Source organism: Pantoea sp. At-9b (assembly GCF_000175935.2).
Taxonomy (GTDB): domain Bacteria; phylum Pseudomonadota; class Gammaproteobacteria; order Enterobacterales; family Enterobacteriaceae; genus Pantoea.
Genome location: NC_014838.1, coordinates 103,628 through 123,712, shown reverse-complemented (window position 1 = coordinate 123,712; position 20,085 = coordinate 103,628). Strand labels below are relative to the sequence as shown.

20 protein-coding genes are annotated in these 20,085 nt (G+C 56.0%); 10 read left to right on the top strand and 10 right to left on the bottom strand.

Going from position 1 to position 20,085, the window contains the following annotated elements:
• The first annotated feature begins 8 nt into the window (after nucleotides 1–8).
• Both PAT9B_RS20765 and PAT9B_RS20760 read left to right on the top strand, forming a co-directional pair.
• Nucleotides 9–1,778 (top strand): GMC family oxidoreductase, encoded by a 1,770-nt coding sequence (locus PAT9B_RS20765; protein ID WP_013511234.1) that lies wholly within the window; start codon nucleotides 9–11, stop codon nucleotides 1,776–1,778.
• Between the two features lie 2 nt (nucleotides 1,779–1,780).
• The gene (locus PAT9B_RS20760; protein WP_013511233.1) at nucleotides 1,781–3,094 is read left to right on the top strand and encodes a cytochrome c; all 1,314 of its coding nucleotides are present in this window, start codon (nucleotides 1,781–1,783) and stop codon (nucleotides 3,092–3,094) included.
• Between the two features lie 37 nt (nucleotides 3,095–3,131).
• Here PAT9B_RS20760 and PAT9B_RS20755 read toward each other — a convergent pair whose 3' ends face one another.
• Complete coding sequence (locus PAT9B_RS20755; RefSeq protein WP_013511232.1) at nucleotides 3,132–3,596, bottom strand: heme-degrading domain-containing protein; 465 nt, start codon at nucleotides 3,594–3,596, stop codon at nucleotides 3,132–3,134.
• A gap of 84 nt (nucleotides 3,597–3,680) precedes the next feature.
• Entirely contained in the window at nucleotides 3,681–4,694 is a 1,014-nt protein-coding gene (locus PAT9B_RS20750; RefSeq protein ID WP_013511231.1) for a LacI family DNA-binding transcriptional regulator, read from the bottom strand.
• A 191-nt stretch (nucleotides 4,695–4,885) separates the two neighbouring features.
• On the opposite strand from PAT9B_RS20750, the gene PAT9B_RS20745 reads away from it, so the two are divergent.
• The gene (locus tag PAT9B_RS20745) at nucleotides 4,886–6,079 is read left to right on the top strand and encodes an L-talarate/galactarate dehydratase (RefSeq protein ID WP_013511230.1); all 1,194 of its coding nucleotides are present in this window, start codon (nucleotides 4,886–4,888) and stop codon (nucleotides 6,077–6,079) included.
• A gap of 6 nt (nucleotides 6,080–6,085) precedes the next feature.
• On the opposite strand, the gene clcA is transcribed toward PAT9B_RS20745, so the two are convergent.
• Both clcA and PAT9B_RS20735 read right to left on the bottom strand, forming a co-directional pair.
• Nucleotides 6,086–7,471 carry a H(+)/Cl(-) exchange transporter ClcA gene (gene clcA, locus PAT9B_RS20740; RefSeq protein WP_013511229.1) on the bottom strand — a complete coding sequence of 462 codons (1,386 nt, stop codon included), beginning with the start codon at nucleotides 7,469–7,471 and terminating at the stop codon, nucleotides 6,086–6,088.
• 17 nt (nucleotides 7,472–7,488) lie between these two features.
• Nucleotides 7,489–7,839 carry a cupin domain-containing protein gene (locus PAT9B_RS20735; RefSeq protein WP_013511228.1) on the bottom strand — a complete coding sequence of 117 codons (351 nt, stop codon included), beginning with the start codon at nucleotides 7,837–7,839 and terminating at the stop codon, nucleotides 7,489–7,491.
• A 145-nt stretch (nucleotides 7,840–7,984) separates the two neighbouring features.
• Between PAT9B_RS20735 and glsB the strand changes: the two genes are divergently transcribed.
• On the top strand, nucleotides 7,985–8,908 hold the full coding sequence (gene glsB, locus PAT9B_RS20730) for a glutaminase B (protein ID WP_041526081.1): 924 nt from the start codon (nucleotides 7,985–7,987) through the stop codon (nucleotides 8,906–8,908).
• 9 nt (nucleotides 8,909–8,917) lie between these two features.
• On the opposite strand, the gene PAT9B_RS20725 is transcribed toward glsB, so the two are convergent.
• Complete coding sequence (locus PAT9B_RS20725; protein WP_013511226.1) at nucleotides 8,918–9,859, bottom strand: D-2-hydroxyacid dehydrogenase; 942 nt, start codon at nucleotides 9,857–9,859, stop codon at nucleotides 8,918–8,920.
• Nucleotides 9,860–10,038: 179 nt separating this feature from the next.
• On the opposite strand from PAT9B_RS20725, the gene PAT9B_RS20720 reads away from it, so the two are divergent.
• The 3 genes from PAT9B_RS20720 to PAT9B_RS20710 all read left to right on the top strand — a co-directional run bounded on the left by PAT9B_RS20720 (nucleotide 10,039) and on the right by PAT9B_RS20710 (nucleotide 13,652).
• The gene (locus PAT9B_RS20720) at nucleotides 10,039–10,437 is read left to right on the top strand and encodes a DUF2946 domain-containing protein (RefSeq protein ID WP_013511225.1); all 399 of its coding nucleotides are present in this window, start codon (nucleotides 10,039–10,041) and stop codon (nucleotides 10,435–10,437) included.
• A gap of 39 nt (nucleotides 10,438–10,476) precedes the next feature.
• Entirely contained in the window at nucleotides 10,477–12,219 is a 1,743-nt protein-coding gene (locus tag PAT9B_RS20715) for a DUF2534 family protein (protein ID WP_013511224.1), read from the top strand.
• Nucleotides 12,220–12,371: 152 nt separating this feature from the next.
• A complete protein-coding gene (locus PAT9B_RS20710; protein WP_013511223.1) occupies nucleotides 12,372–13,652 on the top strand; it encodes an RHS repeat-associated core domain-containing protein in 1,281 nt (426 codons plus the stop codon).
• Between the two features lie 69 nt (nucleotides 13,653–13,721).
• Here the strand turns inward: PAT9B_RS20710 and PAT9B_RS20705 are convergent, their stop codons facing one another.
• Nucleotides 13,722–14,738 (bottom strand): NAD(P)-dependent alcohol dehydrogenase, encoded by a 1,017-nt coding sequence (locus tag PAT9B_RS20705; protein ID WP_013511222.1) that lies wholly within the window; start codon nucleotides 14,736–14,738, stop codon nucleotides 13,722–13,724.
• 121 nt (nucleotides 14,739–14,859) lie between these two features.
• Entirely contained in the window at nucleotides 14,860–15,129 is a 270-nt protein-coding gene (locus PAT9B_RS20700; RefSeq protein WP_013511221.1) for a hypothetical protein, read from the bottom strand.
• 288 nt (nucleotides 15,130–15,417) lie between these two features.
• Between PAT9B_RS20700 and PAT9B_RS20695 the strand changes: the two genes are divergently transcribed.
• From PAT9B_RS20695 to PAT9B_RS20685, 3 genes are all read left to right on the top strand, one after another.
• Nucleotides 15,418–15,978, top strand: coding sequence for a hypothetical protein (locus PAT9B_RS20695; RefSeq protein WP_013511220.1), 561 nt, complete (start codon nucleotides 15,418–15,420; stop codon nucleotides 15,976–15,978).
• A 113-nt stretch (nucleotides 15,979–16,091) separates the two neighbouring features.
• Nucleotides 16,092–17,018 carry an extracellular solute-binding protein gene (locus tag PAT9B_RS20690; RefSeq protein WP_013511219.1) on the top strand — a complete coding sequence of 309 codons (927 nt, stop codon included), beginning with the start codon at nucleotides 16,092–16,094 and terminating at the stop codon, nucleotides 17,016–17,018.
• On the top strand, nucleotides 17,015–17,794 hold the full coding sequence (locus PAT9B_RS20685) for a molybdenum ABC transporter permease (RefSeq protein ID WP_013511218.1): 780 nt from the start codon (nucleotides 17,015–17,017) through the stop codon (nucleotides 17,792–17,794). The genes PAT9B_RS20690 and PAT9B_RS20685 overlap by 4 nt, the downstream gene beginning before the upstream one ends.
• A 2-nt stretch (nucleotides 17,795–17,796) precedes the next feature.
• Here the strand turns inward: PAT9B_RS20685 and PAT9B_RS20680 are convergent, their stop codons facing one another.
• The 3 genes from PAT9B_RS20680 to PAT9B_RS20670 all read right to left on the bottom strand — a co-directional run bounded on the left by PAT9B_RS20680 (nucleotide 17,797) and on the right by PAT9B_RS20670 (nucleotide 20,078).
• The gene (locus PAT9B_RS20680) at nucleotides 17,797–18,192 is read right to left on the bottom strand and encodes a response regulator transcription factor (RefSeq protein ID WP_013511217.1); all 396 of its coding nucleotides are present in this window, start codon (nucleotides 18,190–18,192) and stop codon (nucleotides 17,797–17,799) included.
• Nucleotides 18,193–18,618: 426 nt separating this feature from the next.
• Entirely contained in the window at nucleotides 18,619–19,395 is a 777-nt protein-coding gene (locus PAT9B_RS20675) for an ABC transporter ATP-binding protein (protein WP_013511216.1), read from the bottom strand.
• A complete protein-coding gene (locus PAT9B_RS20670) occupies nucleotides 19,395–20,078 on the bottom strand; it encodes an ABC transporter permease (RefSeq protein WP_013511215.1) in 684 nt (227 codons plus the stop codon). Before PAT9B_RS20670 ends, PAT9B_RS20675 begins: the two co-directional genes overlap by 1 nt.
• Nucleotides 20,079–20,085: the final 7 nt, after the last annotated feature.

Genomic DNA, 20,085 nt, shown 5'->3' with positions numbered 1-20,085 from the left:
CTGAGTCAATGTCACAAATGAGAAATAAGGCTGACGTGGTTATCGTCGGTCTGGGTTGGGCCGGTTCGGTGATGGCTGAAGAACTGACCCGCGCTGGATTACATGTCGTTGCCATTGAGCGTGGTGCCTGGCGTGATACCTCAACGGATTTCCCGGTGTCGATTGATGCCGATGAACTGCGCTTTCACACCCGGCGTAAAATCCTGCAACCGATGAGCGTGGAAACCACCACCTTTCGCAATCGCAGCGATCAACTGGCAGCCCCGGTGCGTAACTGGTCGGCCTTCCAGTACGGCTGGAACGTGGGCGGTGCCGGTACGCACTGGGCAGGCATGTCGTGGCGCTTTACCCCGTGGGATTTTGAAGTCGCTACACAGACACGCCAACGCTACGGCGCAGGCAAAATGCAGGGATTGCAGTTGCAGGACTGGGGCGTCACCTATGATGAGATGGCCCCTTTCTACGATCGTTTCGAACGTATCGCGGGCACGTCCGGCTATGCCGGAAACCTCAACGGCGAACGACGCAAAGGCGGTAACGTGTTCGAAGGTCCGCGTAGCCGCGACTACCCTACCCCGCCGTTGCAGGATACTCACTGGATGAGCAAGTTCCGTCAGACCACGGAAAACATGGGTTATCACCCGTTTACCGTTCCGGCTGGCAACCTGTCACAGGCTTATGTCAATCCGCTCGGCGTCAGCATGGGCCCCTGTACCTATTGCGGCTTCTGTGACTTTCACGGCTGCGGCAACTTTTCCAAATCCTCACCCCAAGCCTGTATTTTACCGGTCCTGATGCGCCGCCCCAATTTTACGCTGTTGACGGAGACAGAAGTGCTGCACGCGGTGAAGCACGATGACGGCAAAACGGTGAAAGGCGTGAAATTTATCACCAAAGAAGGGGTGGAAGGTTTTCAGCCCGCCGATATCGTCTGCATCACCGCCTACCAGATGGACAATGTCCGCCTGATGTTGTTGTCGAAAGTGGGCGAACAGTACGATCCGCGTACCGGGCGCGGCACCATTGGCCGTAACTACAACTATCAAACCTGTTCCAGCGTCACCGGCTTTTTCGATAACGAGTATATGAACCCGTTTATCGGCGGAGGCGCGCTGGCAGTGCAAATCGATGATTTCAACGGCGACAACTTCGACCATAGCGGCCTCGATTTTATCGGCGGTGCCGGGATTATGGGCTTCTCCACCAATGGCCGACCGATTCAAAATATGAATGGCTTACGTCCTGGCACCAAACGTTGGGGCAGTGAATGGAAAGCGGGCTATGCGCGCGATTACCAGACGGCAGGCACCATTTTCTGCCAGGGCACTTCCATGCCGATGCGTGAGGCGTACCTCGATCTTGATGCCAATTACAAAGACCGTCACGGTCAACCGCTGCTGCGCATGACCTTTGACTGGAATCAGAACGATGTGCGGATGGCGAAATATGTTACCGATCGCGCCATCAACATCATGCGCGAGGTTGGCGGGCAGCATCTGGTGGTGGACAACCAGACAGAGAAAAGCTGGAACCCGTATATGCAGCACAGTTCCCATACCATTGGCGGTGCGGTGATGGGGGCCGATCCCACCACGTCCGCGCTTAACCCTTACCTGCAAAGCTGGGATGCGCACAACCTGTTTGTGGTCGGGGCTTCCGCGTTCCCGAATAACGGCGGTTACAACCCCACGGTCACCGTAGGTGCACTGGCGGTGCGTGCGGCACAGGCCATCCACCAAACCTACATGAAAAACCCGGCACCGTTGGTGGGAGCGTAATCATGGCAAAGGCAAAAAAGATAACTTATACCCTCGCCGCGCTGGCGGTGGTGGCCGCTATCGGTGTCACCGGCAGAATGTGGGTCGTGCTGGATAGCGCGCGCTCGGCTGTCGCCGACAATCAGGTGCAACTGGCGGATTTCCACAGCAATGACGATACCGCCATCAAACGCGGTGAATACGTGATGCGTCTCGCCGACTGCGCCGCCTGCCATAACGCGGATTTCTCTGGCGGCTATAAAATCGATACTCCGTTCGGTGCGTTGCTTACCTCTAATATCTCTCCGGATCGCGACACCGGGATTGGTAAAATGACCGAACGCGATTTCTTCAACGCGGTACGTCAGGGACGCGGCGAGCACGGCTTCCTCTATCCGGCCATGCCTTACACCGCGTACACCCAGATGAGCGATCAGGATATGCACGATCTCTGGGCATATTTCTCCGCCCAGCAACCGGTGAAAAACGCTATCGACGAAAATGCCGGGATGCATTTCCCGTATAACATTCGTCTGGCGATGGCGGGCTGGAACCTGTTGTTTTTTGACAATAGCGCGTTTCAAGCGCAACGCGCCCAGAATGACGCGTGGAATCGCGGCAAATACATTGTTGACGGTCCGGCGCACTGTAGCGTCTGCCATACCGCACGCAATGCCCTCGGTGGCGAGATCAGCAGCCAGTATCTGCAAGGGGGCAATCTTGGCAGTTGGTACGCACCGGATATCTCACAAAATCCGCATGCCGGGATCGGCGCGTGGACGGATGCAGAGATCATGGATTACCTGAAAACCGGCAGCAACGGCACCAGCGTAGCAGCCGGACCGATGGCCGAAGCGGTTGAGCATTCGACGCAATATTTCAACGATCAGGACCTGCAAGCCATCGCAACCTATCTGCGTAGTCTGCCTGCTTCAGCAACGCCGCAACCGACCGGCTTCGTGATGGACAAACCCCGTCATGACCGGGCGGCTTTGCGTTATGAAGTGGATTGCTCGGCCTGTCACGGCCTGGCAGGCGAAGGGATTCACGGCATGGTGCCTGCCTTTGCCGGTAACAACGCGATGCTGAATGATCCCACCAATATGATCCATGCGCTACTGGATGGCGCACGTGCACCGCATACCGAAGGCCGCCCGACCGCTGCCGGCATGCCCGCGTTTGCCTGGAAGTTAAACGATCAGGAGATGGCGGATGTGCTGAATTACGTGCGCAACTCCTGGGGCAATCAGGCCAATGAAGTGAAGGCCAGCGATGTCGCGGCATTGCGCCAGACGACAGCTGCGGGAGACAAACTCCACACCCCGGCCATGAAGTAATCGATAGGATGACCGCGCGACGCGCGGTCATCAGCGATTAGCGCAGCAGCTGAGCGATGCCCCACAGCGCTAATGCGTGATCCTCTTCCGACGGCAACCCGCTGACGCTCACCGCACCGAAAACCGCGCCCTGGGGATTGAGCAACGGGAAAGAGCCGCCGTGATCGGTGTAATCCGCCTGATTGATAAACGCGTGTTTATCCATCCGTTCCCCCTTCTGCTCATTCAGCAGCCCCACGTACAGCGACGCGTGGCCGCTACGCAGCACGGTATTACGTTTACGGCGCATCCACTCCAGATTTTCCGCACAGGAACCCGGCAAAGCCGCCAGAAACAACACCTGACCAAAGCCATACACTTCAATGGACACCGGTGCCTGCGCTTCGCGCGCACGTTGCTGAATACTCTGACCGATTTGCCAGGCGAGATCGAAATCAAACTGCGGCAGACGATGTTCCGCTTCCTGCTGTAACAGGGTTTCCAGACTTGGCGATGATGACATAGCGACTTCCTCTCCATATGAAATAAAATTTCCACATTTTATAACATGGAAGATATTTTTCATGCGTGAGAAGGATCACAGGCCTCAACCGGAGGTGCGGGAAATCATCTCGAAGCCCATATCAATAATCGGTGACGCTACCGTTGCACCTTGCAAACGCGTCAGAAGCTGCTGTGCCGCCAGTCGCCCCATTGCCTGCCGGTCAATGCGCACCGTCGAGATGGCCGGAAAATTGGCGGCAGCAAAATCGAGATCGCCAAATCCAATCACCGCCAGTTGCTGCGGCACCGCCAGACCACGCGCCTGTGCCTCCATCAATGCGCCCTGCGCCAGGGTATCGGAACTGCACACCAGCACATCCACCGTGGGTTGCACGCCCAGCAGCTCGGCACAGGCCTCACGCCCACGCGCCATCAGCGCCGGAAGCGCAACCGCGGCATCGGCCAGCACGGTCATTCGCTGCGCCTGAAGTGCTTCCAGTAAACCTTGTTTACGTTGCAGCGCACGCCGGTCATCGGTCCAGATCAATGCCGGACGTTGATAACCCCGCTCGGCGAGATAATCCGCGACACGCGCACCGACTTTCTCATGCGAAAAACCCACCAGCATATCAATCGGTGTTGGCGTCATGTCCCAAATCTCCACCACCGGCACATCAGCCTGAAGCAACACTTTCTTCAACTGGCTGCTGTGATGGATGCCGGTCAGCACGATGCCATCTGGCCGCCGCGACAGCAACGTGGCTACGGTTTCCGCCTCGGTTTCCGTTTCATAACCGGTGACGCACAACAGCATATGGTAGCCGCTGGCGCTCAATGTATCGTTCAGGCTCTGGATGGTATCGACAAACATGTTGTTGTTGATTTGTGGTACCACCACGGCAATCAGACGACTGCGATTGCTGGCGAGGCTGCCCGCCTGTGCATTGGGGATGTACCCCGTGGCACTCACCGCCGCCAGTACTTTCTCCACGGTGGCAGGCCGCACCTGCTGGGGCGAATTCAACGCCCGGCTGACGGTCATCGGCGAAATCCCGGCGACACGCGCCACATCTTCCAGCGTAGGCGCACCTTTGCGCGCCGGGTTGCGTTGTTTCATGGCAGCTCAGATCGAATCAGGAAAGGTGTCCATCATACTGCAAAACAGGGTAACCCGGCTAATGTTAGGGCTATCATTTAAATCCCTTCAATGCCGAAAGTGTGATCATCGCAGCATTAATGCACGCTATTTATGGCGCATAGTCCTGCCATTGAATAAATGTTAGCGCAATCATTTAATGGGAGAATCGTATGTCAGGTGTCAATTCCACCGCCGTGAGTTACGCAAAAGTTCAGGGTACAGGCACGGCCGCTGAAAGTGGCGATCGCATTGTCTGGGTCAATTTGTCGCTGGCCTTCCTGCCACTGGCAACCCCAGTGAGCGATGCCAAGGTGCTGACCGGGCGGCAAAAACCGCTGACCGAAGTGGCGATCATCGTGGCGGAGATCGTCACGCGCGATGGTTTCGAGGGGATCGGCTTTAGTTATTCCAAACGTGCCGGCGGTCAGGGTATCTATGCCCACGCCTGTGAAATTGCCGATGCCCTGCTGGGAGAAGATCCCAACGATATCGACAAAATCTACACTAAATTGCTGTGGGCAGGAGCCTCCGTTGGCCGCAGTGGTATGGCGGTGCAGGCGATTTCGCCGTTCGATATCGCACTGTGGGATATGAAAGCCCGCCGCGCCAAACTGCCATTGGCGAAACTCCTTGGTGCACATCGCGATTCAGTACAGTGCTACAACACCTCCGGCGGTTTCCTGCATACCCCACTGGATCAGGTGATCAAGAACGTGGCGATTTCACGTGAAAACGGCATCGGCGGCATCAAGATCAAAGTCGGGCAACCCAATACCGCAGAAGATTTGCGCCGCCTGACGGCAGTGCGCCAGACGCTGGGCGACGATTTCCCGCTGATGGTCGACGCCAACCAGCAGTGGGATCGGGAAACCGCGATTCGTATGGGGCGTAAAATGGAACAATTCAATCTGGTATGGATTGAAGAACCGCTGGACGCTTACGATGTGGAAGGCCACGCTGCTCTGACTGCCGCGCTGGATACCCCGATCGCTACCGGAGAAATGCTCACCAGCTTCCGCGAACATGAACAGCTGATTCTCGGCAACGCCAGCGACTTTGTTCAGCCGGATGCACCACGGGTCGGCGGCATCACGCCCTTCCTGAAGATTATGGACCTCGCGGCCCGCCACGGGCGCAAACTGGCACCGCATTTCGCCATGGAGATCCATATCCATCTGGCCGCCACCTATCCGATCGAACCCTGGCTGGAACATTTTGAGTGGCTGAATCCGCTGTTTAATGAACAGCTGGAGCTGCGTGACGGTCGGATGTGGATCTCGGACCGCCACGGCCTCGGTTTTAGCCTGAGCGAACAGGCGCGCCGTTGGACCACCCTGACCCATAGCGTGGGGAAACGACCTTAACCCCGGTCAGGCCATATTCTCGCTGCGTTGCGCTTTTGCCAGTGTGCGGGCCAGCAGCGAGGAATACAGGGGTTTGCCACCGAAGAATTGTGCCGCTAAGGTTGCGCCCAGGCAGGTAATGATCATCGGTAAAATCAGTTGATAGTTATTGGTCATCTCCAGCACCAGCACGATTCCGGTCAGTGGCGCACGTACTGACGCGGCAAACAACGCCCCCATCCCGGCGACCGCAAAGGTCGCCGCTTCCAGCTGATAACCGGGGAACCAGTGGGCGCACAGCTGACCAAAACAGGTGCCCAGCAACGTGCCCAGCGTCAGCATCGGCGCGAAAATCCCACCGGGAGCACCAGAAGCAAAACAGCAGATGGTGATCACCACGCGCAGGGCGAACAACGCAAACAAACCAGAGGTGGTAAAGTGACCACCGGAGAAATCGGGTATCAGCGTGATGCCGCCACTGATCGCCTCCGGCAGCACCAGACCCAGCACCCCACAAATGCCCGCCAGCACACTTCCCCACAGTACCCAGCGGGACGTGCGTCCCTGATGGAGACGCTGAAACTGGTCCTGCGTCCAAAAAATCAGGCGATTAAATGCCACGCCGCAGCCGCCAAACAGCACGCCCAGCAGCAAATACAGCCACAGTGTTTGCGTCGGCGCATCCTGCAACTGGCCGATATTGATAATCGCTTCATTACCGTTAAATAGCCGAAACACGATGCTCGACATGATCACACCGACAAACACCGCTTTAATCGAAATCAGGCTGTAGCGAAACTGCGGGCGCATCTCTTCAATGATAAACAGAATACCTGCCAACGGTGCGTTAAACGCCGCCGAGAGGCCTGCTGCCGCGCCGGTTGCCAGTAAGGTGTGACGTGATTCAGAAGATTTCACCCGGAACATATCCAGGCACATGCGGCCAATATTGCCGCCCAGTTGCACCGTCGGCCCCTCACGTCCCAATACCATGCCGGAGCCCAGCGCGCCCATACCGCCGATAAATTTCACCGGCAGCACGCGCCACCAACGCACCGGTCTTAACTCCTCCAGCGCCCCTTCAATTTCAGGGATACCCGAGCCTCCCGCTTCTGGCGCAAAGCGCCGCACCAGCCAGTAGCCCAGCGCCCCAAGCAGAGCGGCAGCGAAAAACGCACACAACACCTTCACCAGCGGATGATCCGCCTGATCCGCCAGCCAGTTCACACGTGTAGCAAAAATAAAGTTCACTGCTTTATCGAATGCCACCGCCACCAACCCGGTCAGCACACCGACCAGCGCCGCCAACAATAACAACGCCACCGGTGTTTTATCGCGCCGCAATAAACGTTGCAGCAACAAAAAGCGTCCTTCACGCATTATCGGTTGTGCCGAATTCTCTGTAACAGACATACCCATCCTCAGTTTTTTTACGCCGCCGTGTCGGCGATGTCTCCGTAATGCACGGCCAGCCATACGGTTGGCTGTGCTGCTGACGTCCAGTTAACGCGATGACGGCAGCCCGGGGGAATATCAACGAAATCCCCCACCCGCAGGTGTCGCTCCTGCAACTCACCTTCCAGCTGTAATCCGGCTTCACCCTGGATGATCAACACCCACTCACCTTGCGTCTGGCAATACCAGAAATCCGGCGGGCTGGCCTGGCCAGTAGAGACAATACGTTCGATCAGCAAATTGGGTCTGGAAAGGAGGGATTCAAAGGTTTCAGCACTGCCTGCCTGCGCAGCGGCAGGAAATGCCTGCAACAGATTAGTTAACATGCGGGGTCCCATCATGGCTGAAAATATGCTGCACTGTAACGCAGGCTTCACCCTGATTGCTCACAGTTTTTTGTTGCACCAATTGACGTTCAACACACAAATCCCGATCATCCCCGCCCAGAATGGCTATGCACGGAGCATTACAGTGTCAGAACTCAGTAACGCATTGCTGGAAGAAATTATTGAAGAAGTCCGGCCACTGACCCGCCAGGGAAAAGTGGCGGACTACATCCCTGCGCTGGCCGGTATCTCGCCCGATCAGCTCGGCATGGCAATTTATGCCGCAGACGGCAGCCACTATCAGGCCGGGGATGCCGATACACGTTTTTCTATTCAGTCGATCTCGAAAGTGCTGTCACTGACGGTGGCGCTGACGTTATATGACGAGCCGGAAATCTGGCAGCGTGTTGGCAAAGAACCCTCCGGCCAGGCGTTCAACTCGCTGGTACAGCTGGAGCTGGAACAGGGCAAGCCGCGTAACCCGTTTATTAATGCCGGGGCGTTGGTGATGTGTGACCTGCTGGAGAGTCGTCTGACGGCACCGCGCCTGCGTATGCTGGAGATTGTGCGGCGTCTGGCGCAGCAAAATGACATCAACTATGACCGGGTGGTGGCACGTTCCGAGTATGAACATTCGGCACGTAACGCGGCGATTGCCTGGCTGATGAAATCCTTCGGTAATTTCCACAATGACGTCAGTAAAGTGATGGAAACCTATTTCCATTACTGCGCGCTGGCGATGAGTTGTAACGAGCTGGCGCGTACCTTCTTCTATCTTGCCAATCACGGGCGCAGCCTCGACGATGACATCACGCTGATTTCTCCGCGCCATGCCCGTCAGGTGAATGCGCTGATGATGACCAGTGGCATGTACGACGGTGCCGGGGAATTTGCCTGGCGCGTTGGGATGCCAGCTAAATCGGGTGTCGGCGGCGGTATCGTGGCGGTGATCCCCGGCGCAATGAGTATCGCGGTGTGGTCACCCGCGCTGGATAGCTCGGGCAACTCACTGGCCGGCACGGTAATGCTGGAGAAATTGACGGAGCGACTGGGGCGGTCGATTTTTTAGATTCGGCCCTTAACTCACCACATTCCGCGCCGTTCCCTGCCAAAAGGCCTCCAGGTTGCTTTCAATGCCGCGCAGCAGGTTAGCAACGCCCTGTTGGCTGGCCCAGGCAACATGCGGGGTCAGCAGTAGATTCGGCACATCCGCCTGCAACAAGGGATGGTCAGGCGCGGGAGGTTCGCTGCTCAGTACATCCAGCGCCGCCCCGGCAATCACCCCCTGCCGCAACGCATGGGCCAGTTCGCTTTCGTTAATCAGCGCGCCGCGCGCGGTGTTGATCAGCCAGGCTGACGGCTTCATCTGCGCCAGTGCCGCCAGATTGATGAGTTGCTTTGTTTCCGGTGTCAGCGGGCAGTGCAACGTCAGCACATCGCTCTGCGCCAACACCTGTTCGAAAGGGGTATAGCCAGGACGGACTTCATCCGCGCCCTGACGGTCGGCGTACAGCACCTTCATCCCCAACGCTTGTGCCATCTCCCCCACCGCACGGCCAATATCTCCCCTGCCAATAATGCCCAGCGTCGCGCCATAGATATCCTGTATCGGCTGACGATGCACACAGAAATGCTTAGCGGCAGGCCAGGCGCTGCGCGTGCTGTTGACGTAGTCCACCAGATGACGTCGCAGAGCAAATAAGAACGCGATCACCCCTTCTGCCACGCTGCGTGTCGAGTAACCGGGCACATTGCTCACCACCACGCCACGTTCGCGACAACTGGCCAGATCAATGCAGTCATAACCGGTCGCCGCCACGCAGATATAGCGCAACGACGGTAGCTGGCGCAGCGTGTCAGCCCGTAACGGCACCTTGTTGGTGATCACAATGTCCGCATCGTGGAGAACATGAACCAGTTCGGCCAGTGAGGTGGTGGCACGATATTGCCAATCGCCACACCATTGTGGGCGCTGAGGCGCGCGTGGCAGGGTATCGCCGTCGAGGGTAACTATCTTCATCGCTTTAATGTTTCCGTAGTGATCTGTTGAAGTTGCATTAAGGTTAACAAAAGCTGCGTGTTAAGTGACTATTTTCAAAAGATGCGGATTTTTTATTAACTGCCCCCAGTTTTTTTAACCCTTCCCAGGTAATCGCGTTACACTTCCGCCCAATTTAATCAGTCACCTCCGTTTTAGCCATGACGTTTTCTCTCGCATTGCGCCAACGCCTGACCGCCTGCATCGCCATCGTGGCGGTGTTGCTGCTGTTTGTCGCGCCTGTGGTGTCGAAAACGCTGCTGGAACGGCAAAACCACCTGCAAAGCATGATGGCGGATATGCCGATGCATCATGCAGCGATGCCCGACCTGGCGATGCCAGGTATGGATCATCACATGATGGACGACGGTGAATTTGCCTGCGGCTATTGTGACCTGCTGGTGCATGTGCCGCTGATGATGTGGGTGTTTATCCCGTTCATCTGGCTGATGCTGGTGATCTCCCGTGCCCCGCCCCTTCCTACCCTCATCTCTCCGGTGATCCGCCGTCAAACCGGCATCCACCGACCACGGGCACCGCCAGCGACATTCTTCTGCTGATAAGTTCTGATCCGCAGCGCATCCGCCAGGATGACGCTTATGTATTCTTTTATCGGAAGGAAGACGGCTTTGTCTGTTGTTCACTCTGCGGCACCGCGCGGCGCGGTGCTTAATCTGCTACGCCGCTTACATTTTTACATTGGCCTGTTTGTCGCCCCGTTTATCTTTGTTGCGGCCCTGAGCGGCACCTTATATGTGCTGACGCCGCAACTGGAAAACCTGCTGTATAAGGATGTGCTGTACGTGCAACCCAACGGCGAGGCGCAGCCGTTGTCGGCGCAAATCACGGCTGCCCGTGCTTATGCCGGGGAAAACACCCGTATCTATGCGGTACGCCCGGCCCCAGGGGCCAGCGACACCACGCGGGTGCAGTTCAGCGACCCTGCGTTGGGCGCTTCACAATCCCGTTCGGTGTTTATCGACCCTTACACCCTGAAAGTGACCGGTGATATGACGGTGTACGGCACCAGCGGCGTATTGCCGCTCCGCACCACCATTGACCTGCTGCACAGCAGCCTGTTATTGGGTGATTTCGGCCGCAACTACAGTGAGCTGGCTGCGTCCTGGCTGTGGGTCGCCGCAGTGGGTGGCGTGCTGTTGTGGCTGGGCACGCGCCCGCGCCGCAAAGCGAAAACAGCGCGTGGGCGCTTTGCCTTTAGCCGCCACTGGCATGTCACCCTCGGCCTGACGTTACTCCTCGGTCTGGTATTCTTCTCGATTACCGGGCTGACCTGGTCACAGTGGGCGGGCGGCAATATCGATCGCTGGCGTACCGAACTGAACTGGCTGACACCGCAAGTTAACACCGCATTGAATCACGATGAACCGGTAATGCCCGCCGATCCCCATGCTGACCATCAAAGTATGCCGGGGATGGATATGTCGACCATGACGATGCCTGCACAACAGGGGCCGAGAAATCCGGCTGATGCTGACTGGGACCGCGTACTGAGCGCCGCACGTGCTAATGGCATTTCGGCGGCGAAAGTCGAACTACGCCAGCCGAAAAGCGCCGGTAAAGCCTGGACGGTGAGTGAAATCGATCGCAGCTGGCCCACCCAGGTGGATGCGGTATCCGTTAATCCGCAAGACTTTACCATTGTCGATCATGTCTGGTTTGATCGTTTCCCGCTGGTCGCCAAGCTGACGCGCTGGGGTGTGGATGCCCATATGGGCGTGCTGTTTGGCCTGGCAAATCAGCTGCTGTTAGCGGCGTTCGGCCTGGGGTTATGCACCATGATTGTACTGGGTTACCGCATGTGGTGGCTGCGCCGCCCGCAGCAGGCCGAGGCCAGCCCAACCCAAACCCTCACCGCCGCCTGGCTGGCGTTACCTCATTATGTGAAAGGTGCCTGCCTGCTGCTGGCGCTGGCACTCGGCTATGCGTTGCCAGTGATGGGGATCAGCCTGCTGGCATTTTTGCTGGTCGATATCCTGCGCTGGCGTAAACAGCAGCGCCAACCGGTTGATGAGCAGACGTTGCTGGCTTCCCAGCAATCTCCGCTTGGCATTATTCGTGCGCGGTTTGCGGTGAAACGTAAGGAGATGCGCCATTTCCTCTATGGGCTGTGCGTGCTGGCGCTGATTGTGGGGACGGTGATCAGCAATGCCATCATTGGTGGGGTGATTGATCAATACGGTATCCCGTTCGGACGTTGGTCGCTGGCAATGTATCTGACGCAGGGCTTTATGATTGCGCTGTACACCACGGTGTTTACCGCGCTGATGTCGATCCCATTGTGGTATTGGTTCCTTGGCGAGAAGGATGAATCGCAGGGATAAACTGAAGCTGACGTAGCGGCGCGCTTTAAAACGCAGGTTTAAAAACAAGCGCGATAAATCGCGCCGCTACCGACAGTGCCAAAACGCACGCCGGGATATTTAACAGACGCCCGCTGATTTACGTTTGCTGCTTTTTAACCAGGAGAGAACGTATGTCCCACAATCAGGAGTGTTATCGCTATGCCGCACCTGGCGAGCGCAGTTTAAAACGTCACTACACACATCAGTCACAGCAGGTACGTTATCTGCAAGGTCTGGAAATCCGCACATCCACCACCCGCGCCAGAGAAGCGGCACGACTACAGGTGCTGGGGTCAGGAAACTGCCGTATTTATCTGCAAGGAAGCGATACCAGGACGCATTTTAACCTGTGTGATCGCCTCGGTAATATCAGCCTGGTCATGGATGCGCAGGGTGCTCGGGTCAGTCAGGAAACCTGGTATCCCTTTGGCGGTACCGCCAGTTGGTTAACCGGTAATCAAGCGGGTGCAGAGATAAAATTCCAGCGCTACGCAGGTAAAGAGCGTGATGCGACCGGGTTGATCGCCTATGGCTGGCGGTACTACGCTCCCTGGCAGATGCGCTGGCTGAATTGCGATCCGGCGGGCACCGTTGACGGGCTGAATCTGTTCCGCATGGTAAGCAATAATCCCGTTACCCTGTTTGATCGGGACGGAAGGATGGAAGATGAGTTGTTATTACAAGCGATAAGACAATCTTCCTTTGAAGATGTCCCTGCCAGTCTGCAATCTCTCGAACCACAAATTGCAACAGCACCAGAGCCGGGACCATCAACGTCAGGAACCCATGCTGTCACTGTCGACAATGCCCAGCATTACTCGATCCTTAGAAAGGCCTTAACCATAGAGCCACCTCAAGCAGAATTACTCGCTGTGGTCGATCTCACTGACGAAACGTCCCAATCAACCGCTTCAGAACCGGCAGCCACGGTGGTTAAGAACAAGTATGTTTGTAGCCACTGTGCCGAATCTTTTTCAGCACTAAGCGCCTTACGTAATCATGGAAGAATGGAACACCCGACAGAGGGTCACCTGTGCTCACATGCAAGATGCGGTAAGAAATTCGACACCAAATCTAAATTGAATAAACATGTAAGAATTGTACATGGAGAGAAGGCGTTTGCCTGCGACTGGCCATCATGCGACAGTCGGTTTACCAATCAAGCCTATTTAACAAACCATAAAAAAATACACGCTGCCCGTGAAAAGCTTCTTTGTTCATATCCTGAATGCAATAAGTATTACACCACCCCTATTAGTTTAAAAATTCACGCTAAAACACATCAGGAGCAGGACAAATTGCTCTGCCTGGAGTGTGGTGCTGCCTTCAAGAACAAAGGTAATCTTACGCGCCATCAACACAGAAATTGTCCTTTTCGTCCGTCCTCGTCCGGGCTCGGGCAACCCAGGTGATTTAAGCCTGTTTGCTCTATAGCACAGCGGCGCGCCGGAATCGCGCCGCTATGTTTAAAACCTTAATGATTAAAAATCCGCTTTCAACACCACACGATAATTCGCCTTCCCGGCACGGACGTGATCGAGCGCCTGATTCACTTGTGACATCGGGAACTCTTCCACGGTAGGCGCAATGTCGGCACGTGATGCCAGTTTCAGCAGCGCGCGCAACTGACCCGGCGAACCGGTCGACGAACCGGTGACCGCACGGTCGCCGACAATCAGGCTGAAGGCCGGAACTTCGAACGGCTTCATCACCGCGCCCACGGTGTGGAACTTGCCTTGACGCGCCAACGCCTGGAAATACGGTGCCCAATCCAGATCCACCGCGACAGTACTGATAATCAGATCAAACTGTCCCGCCAACGCCTTCAGCGCCTCGGGATCGCGGCTGTTTACCACGCGATCAGCGCCCATCGCCAGAATGGATTCGGTTTTTGCGGCAGAGGAACTGAACGCGGTGACTTCCGCCCCCATCGCACGCAACAGTTTGATCGCCATATGGCCAAGACCACCAATACCAATCACGCCCACACGGCTGGTAGCGGTGATGTTGTTCATCAGTAACGGTTTAAACACGGTAATACCGCCGCACAGTAACGGACCGGCAGTGGCAATATCCAGGGCATCCGGCAGCGGGATCACCCATTGCCAGTTGGCGCGCAGATGGCTGGCGAAACCGCCGTGGTTATTGATGGTGGAGACTTTACCGTTTTCACAGTTAACCTGATCACCATTGATACAGGCATCGCAGTGCTGGCAGCTTTTGGCGGTCCAGCCAATGCCCACACGCTGCCCCAGGCGCAAGCCTTTATTCTGTGCAGCTTCGCCCAGCGCCACCACGCGGCCAATCACTTCGTGACCGGCAATCAACGGATAGGTTGAACCGCCCCACTCATTATCAATCATCGACAGATCGGAATGGCAGACGCCGCAATAATCGACCTCAACCTGTACATCTTCCGCAGCCAGTGGGCCGGCATCATATTCGTAAGGCACCAGCGCCTCACCCGCCTGCATGGCGGCATAGCTCGTAATTTTCATCGCTGTCCTCAGTGGTTGGTCTCTGATGACAGGAGTCTAGCAAACCAGCACCCATTTTTATGCCGAATAATCATGCGATTACGCCAGCACCTGCTGCTGTTGCGCTGAAAAGCACGCAGGGTTAAAGCGGGTCATGGTTGATCGGACTGCGAAAAGCGTGACGCGCGGCCTCGATCAGCTGGCTGGCGGTCACCGTCGGCGGCAACCGCGTCAGTACCTTCATCGCCTGCCAGTAACACAGCACCATCTCTTCATCGGTTTCATTTTCGGCCATTTCCCTTAACCGCCCACGCAGGGTTAACACATCCAGCGTTTGCTGCTCATCCACCATCTCCGCGATCGTTTGACTGATGACCTGATGGATGTTTTTCCAGGAAATATCGGCAAACACAATAAACCTCTTTTCGTTCTATCGGCTCCGGGCAAGTGAGTCAAAGGCGCGGCGAACGCAGCGTCTGAAGATTGCAGAAAAGTAAGATAACTATAGTTGGTTATTTCACTCGCCGACGGCGCAGTACCTGACAATTTTATAGCTCGCGGATCTGTAACCTGATTTTTCTTTGGTACGGATTATGCCGTAAGCGAATGGCTTTGTAACAAAAAAGCCTTAGCTTGAGCTGGTCGCCATCGCCACGCTTTGTCAAAGTAGCAAAACGTTTTATCACACAAGGGAGTTACGATGAGTCAGTCAACCGCATTGCATGCCGATCCACTGGTGTGGGGTCATGGCCCGAAGGTGTTTGAAGTGTTTCTCGAACCCACCTGTCCGTTCTCGGTGCGCGCGTTTAATAAGTTTGATGCCTTATTGAGTCTGGTCGGCGAAGATCAGATGACATTGAAAATCCGTTTACAATCACAACCCTGGCATATGTATTCCGGCCTGATTGTGCGCTATATCCTGGCTGCCTCGACCCTGCCGCAAGGGAAAGCTGCCGCTAAAGCGGTGCTGAAAGCGGTGGCCGATCACCGCGAAGAGTTTGAGTTCACCGATCATGCACGTGGGCCGAATAGGGATGCCACGCCAAACCAAATCATTGACCGGCTGGAACAGTACAGCGGCGTAAATGCTCGTGAACCCTTTGATCGCGCTGAATTGCAGAATGAAATCAAATGGCACTGCAAATATTCGCGCCAGAACGGTATCCACGTCTCACCGACCTTTATCGTCAACGGGCTGGTACAGGCGGATATCGGCAGTGGCGATGAGATCGAATCCTGGGCAAAACGCATCCTTGCCTGACGCTGAGGCCCGAGTCATCGGGCCTTTCACTATATTTCGCAATAGTTTACCCCTTGCCCTAAAGTGGTTATCCTGTTAATCGTTATTTACCTAATTATATAGCGAGAAATGGAATGCAACATAAACTGCTTTGCGCGCTTCTGCTCACCGCTGGCGCGAGTGCGAGTCTCACTGCCGTAGCGAATACCGACATCCGCGTCACCTACGCCGGATCAATGGGGAAAGTGATGGATCAGGCATTAGGTCCAGCCTTTGCTAAAGAGAACAACGGCAACTATCAGGGGCAAGGTCAAGGCGCTTACGGCATGGCTCGTCTGCTGGCGAGCAAGAAAATCACCGCCGATGTGTTTGTTTCTATCACCCCTGGCCCCATGCAGATCCTGAAGGATGCCGGACTGATTGATACCGCCGTGCCGGTTGCCAGTACCAGCATGGTGATCGCCTATAGCCCGAAAGGGAAATACGCGCAGCAGTTTGCCCAGGCCAAAGGCAGCGATGCCAGTTGGCTGAAAGTGCTGGCGACACCGGGTCTGAAGTTTGGCCGTACTGACCCGATTAACGATCCGAAAGGTCAAAACATCGTGTTTACCCTGCTGCTGGCCGAGAAGTATTACCATCAGCCTGGCATAGCAGAAAAAATCATGGGCGGCGTGCAGAACCCGGCACAAACCCATCTGGAAGGTGGTCTGCTGGCTCGTCTGGAAAGCGGCCAGGTGGATGCCGCAGCGGGTTATGAAAGCGAAGTGATTTCTGCCCATCTGCCTTACATCGCGTTGCCGGATGAGATCAACCTGAGCAACCCGGATCAGGCCAAACAATGGTATGACACCGTCAGCTTCCAGGTAAAAGACAGCCAGGGTAACGATAAAACGCTGCATACTCAGCCAATGGTCTACTACGCGGCCGTGCTGAAAAATGCCCCGAACGGCACCGCAGCCGGTAAAGCCTTTGTCGATTTTATGCTGAGCCAACCGGGCCAGGCGCTGTTTAAACAGAATGGCTATGCCGCACCGAAAGGTGGCGTCCTGTATCAGCCATGAGTAAACGCCAGCCCACCGCGCTGTGGCTTTCACTCCCTGCCTTGCTGCTGCTGGCGGTGCCCTTTATCACCTTAATTGGTGTGACGCACTGGCAACATCTGCGGCTGGCATGGGGCGATAGTCATGCCATGGCGACCTCGCTCAGTCTCGGTGCGGTGGCGTTGCTGCTGATTTTTATCAGTGGCTTGCCGGTGGCCTGGTGGCTATCACAGGCGCGAGGCAAAGCGCGCCTGGTGGTGGAGTTGGTGGTGTTGATTCCACTGCTGACACCGCCACTGGCGCTGGGGATTTTACTGGTTAGCGCTTACGGACCCTACAGCCTTCCCGGCGAATTGCTGGGGCGTTTTGGCATGACGTTGGTGAATAACCCGGCCGCCTTTGTGCTGGCGCAATGGTATGGTGCACTGCCCTACTTTGTCACCGCCGCGCGCTCCGCTTTCGCCGGGGTGCCCAAAGAGATTCTGGAAGCAGGACGCACCCTGGGTGCGCGTCCGTGGCAACGTTTCTGGCGGCTTTCAGTCCCGATAGCGGCCCCGGGCCTGGCCTCGGCGACTGCCCTTGCCTGGGTGCGGGCAATGGGCGAATTTGGCATTGTGATGATCTTTGCCTACTTCCCACAGGGCATGCCGGTACAGTTGTACAACAACCTGCAAAATGACGGTGTCGATGCAGTGTACGTGCTGCTGTGGCTGCTGCTGTTGTTTACTTTGCCGGTACCGCTGCTCTGTTTTGTCACTTCGCGTCGGTTACAGCAAGGGAAAAACGTGCTGGTGTAACCTTACCCCGATCGCCAGCCTTCAACACGCCGCGCACTCTCCGCCATCGCCTGTTTGATACTCTCCAGCAGCTGCTCAACGTCCAGCGGTTTGGTAAAAGCCGCAAAAGCGTCCTGGCGATACGCTTCCGGGATATCATGATCGTCCATGATGATGACCGGCAGCAGCGGATGGCGTTGCTTATTTTCTTCCAGCCAACCGGGGCCATTAAAATCAGCAAGCGGGACATCAAGTAACAGGCACCCCGAAAAAGGTTCTGCCTCAGGTTCAGGTGTACAGGCTTCAAATCCGCCGAGTTCGGCAAAATCCACCACCTCATAACCGAGCGTTTTTAACAAAAACGCGATGGATTCGCGCAACGGCGTATCGTCATCCACCAGCCAGATTTTTGCACTCATCAAACTACCCCGCAGTTGAAATATCAGCCTAATCTCGCGCCGCGAGGGCTGATAATAGTCTGCGCGTAGCCGCATCTCCACCCGATAAACAACCTGCCGTCACGCTTAGTTTTTTGTAGTGACCATCACGGTTAGCAATAATAGTTCCACCTTAAAAAACAGTGACTTCTCCTTGCGTCAACAATCATGGATATGTTGACGCCAGACTCCAGTACTTGAGTGGTCGCGTTATTTCAGCGCTACGCTGATGAGATAAGTGTCGCTTTTTTTTATAACGAAATTTTTCAGACAACAGGAAGGTGGAGCGCGGGGTTTTGATGACTTAAGTCATGTCAATTTGTAGCGGCGCGATTTATCGCGCAGCTCCATGCTCGCGGCTGGAAAAACCGCGCGATAAATCGCGCCGCTACATATCAGTACCAGGATTTAACTGTTGCGGTGCAGATGACTGCTGACAAAGGCTTTACAACGCGGTGAGATCGGATCGCTGAAAACCTGTTGCGGCGAACCGGACTCCTCAATTTTGCCCTGATGCAGAAACACCGCTTTGTTGGAAACATCACGGGCAAAGCCCATTTCGTGGGTCACGATAATCATCGTGCGCCCTTCTTCCGCCAGACCACGGATCACGCGCAGCACTTCACCCACCAGTTCCGGGTCCAGCGCTGAGGTGGGTTCATCGAACAGAATCGCCTTGGGCTGTTGCGCCAGCGCCCGGGCAATTGCCACGCGCTGCTGCTGGCCGCCTGAAAGCTGTGACGGCCAGGCGTTGCGTTTCTCATACAGGCCGACCTTATGCAGCAAGGCTTCAGCCTCTTCCAGCGCCTCTTTGTGGCTGCGCTTCTGCACATGCACCGGTGCTTCCATGATGTTCTGTAACACGGTTTTATGCGGCCACAGGTTGAAGCTCTGGAAGACAAAACCGAGTTGCATGCGCATCAACTTGATACTGCGGCGCTGCTCGCGGTTCAGCTTTTCATGGGGATTATCGATGGTGACCAACTCATCCCCCACGGCAATCTCGCCGCCCTGTGGCACTTCGAGGAACGGGATACAGCGCAACAAGGTGCTTTTCCCCGAGCCGCTGGCACCAATCAGCGAAATCACGTCGCCATCCTGCGCCGTCAGGCTGATGTCGTGCAGCACTTCATGGCCACCGTAACTTTTTCTGAGATGGCTCAGGGCGATAGTCGGTTTGCTCATTAACGTGCTCCAGCATAGTAAGGGGACAAACGGCGCTCCAACAGCGCCACACCTTTGCTCACCAGGACGGTCAGCAGCAGGTAAATAATCGCCGCGCTGAGAAACACCTCCAGCGCGCGGAAGGTCTCGGAAACAATCGAATCGGCAATGCCGGTCATCTCCATCAGGCTGATGGTACTAACCAGCGAAGTTGATTTGATCATCGAGATGATTTCATTGCTGTACGCCGGCAGTGCCTGGCGGATAGCAATCGGCAGCGTGATACGCCGCAGGGTGGTGAAGCGCGACATACCACAGACCTTCGCCGCCTCCAGTGATTGCACGCTCACCGCGTTCAGACCACCACGCAGGATTTCTGAGGTATAAGCCGCGTCATTGAGAATCAGCGCGATCAGGCCACACCAGTAAGGATCGCGCAGCAACGGCCAGAAAATACTTTCGCGTACCGCCGGTAAGCTACCGAGCCCGTAGTAGATCATAAAAATCTGGATCAGCAGTGGCGTACCACGAAATAGCCAGACGTAAAATCGCGCCACATAGCTACCTGCCCGATTCTGGCGCAGCAGATTCAACAGCAGCGCCAGCATGCCGCCTCCCACCAGCGACAAGACGGCAAGATTCAGCGTGAGCGGTAATCCGCGTAGCAGCGCCACCAGGGTGTGCTGCAAAAAGGAAAAATCCATCGGGCCT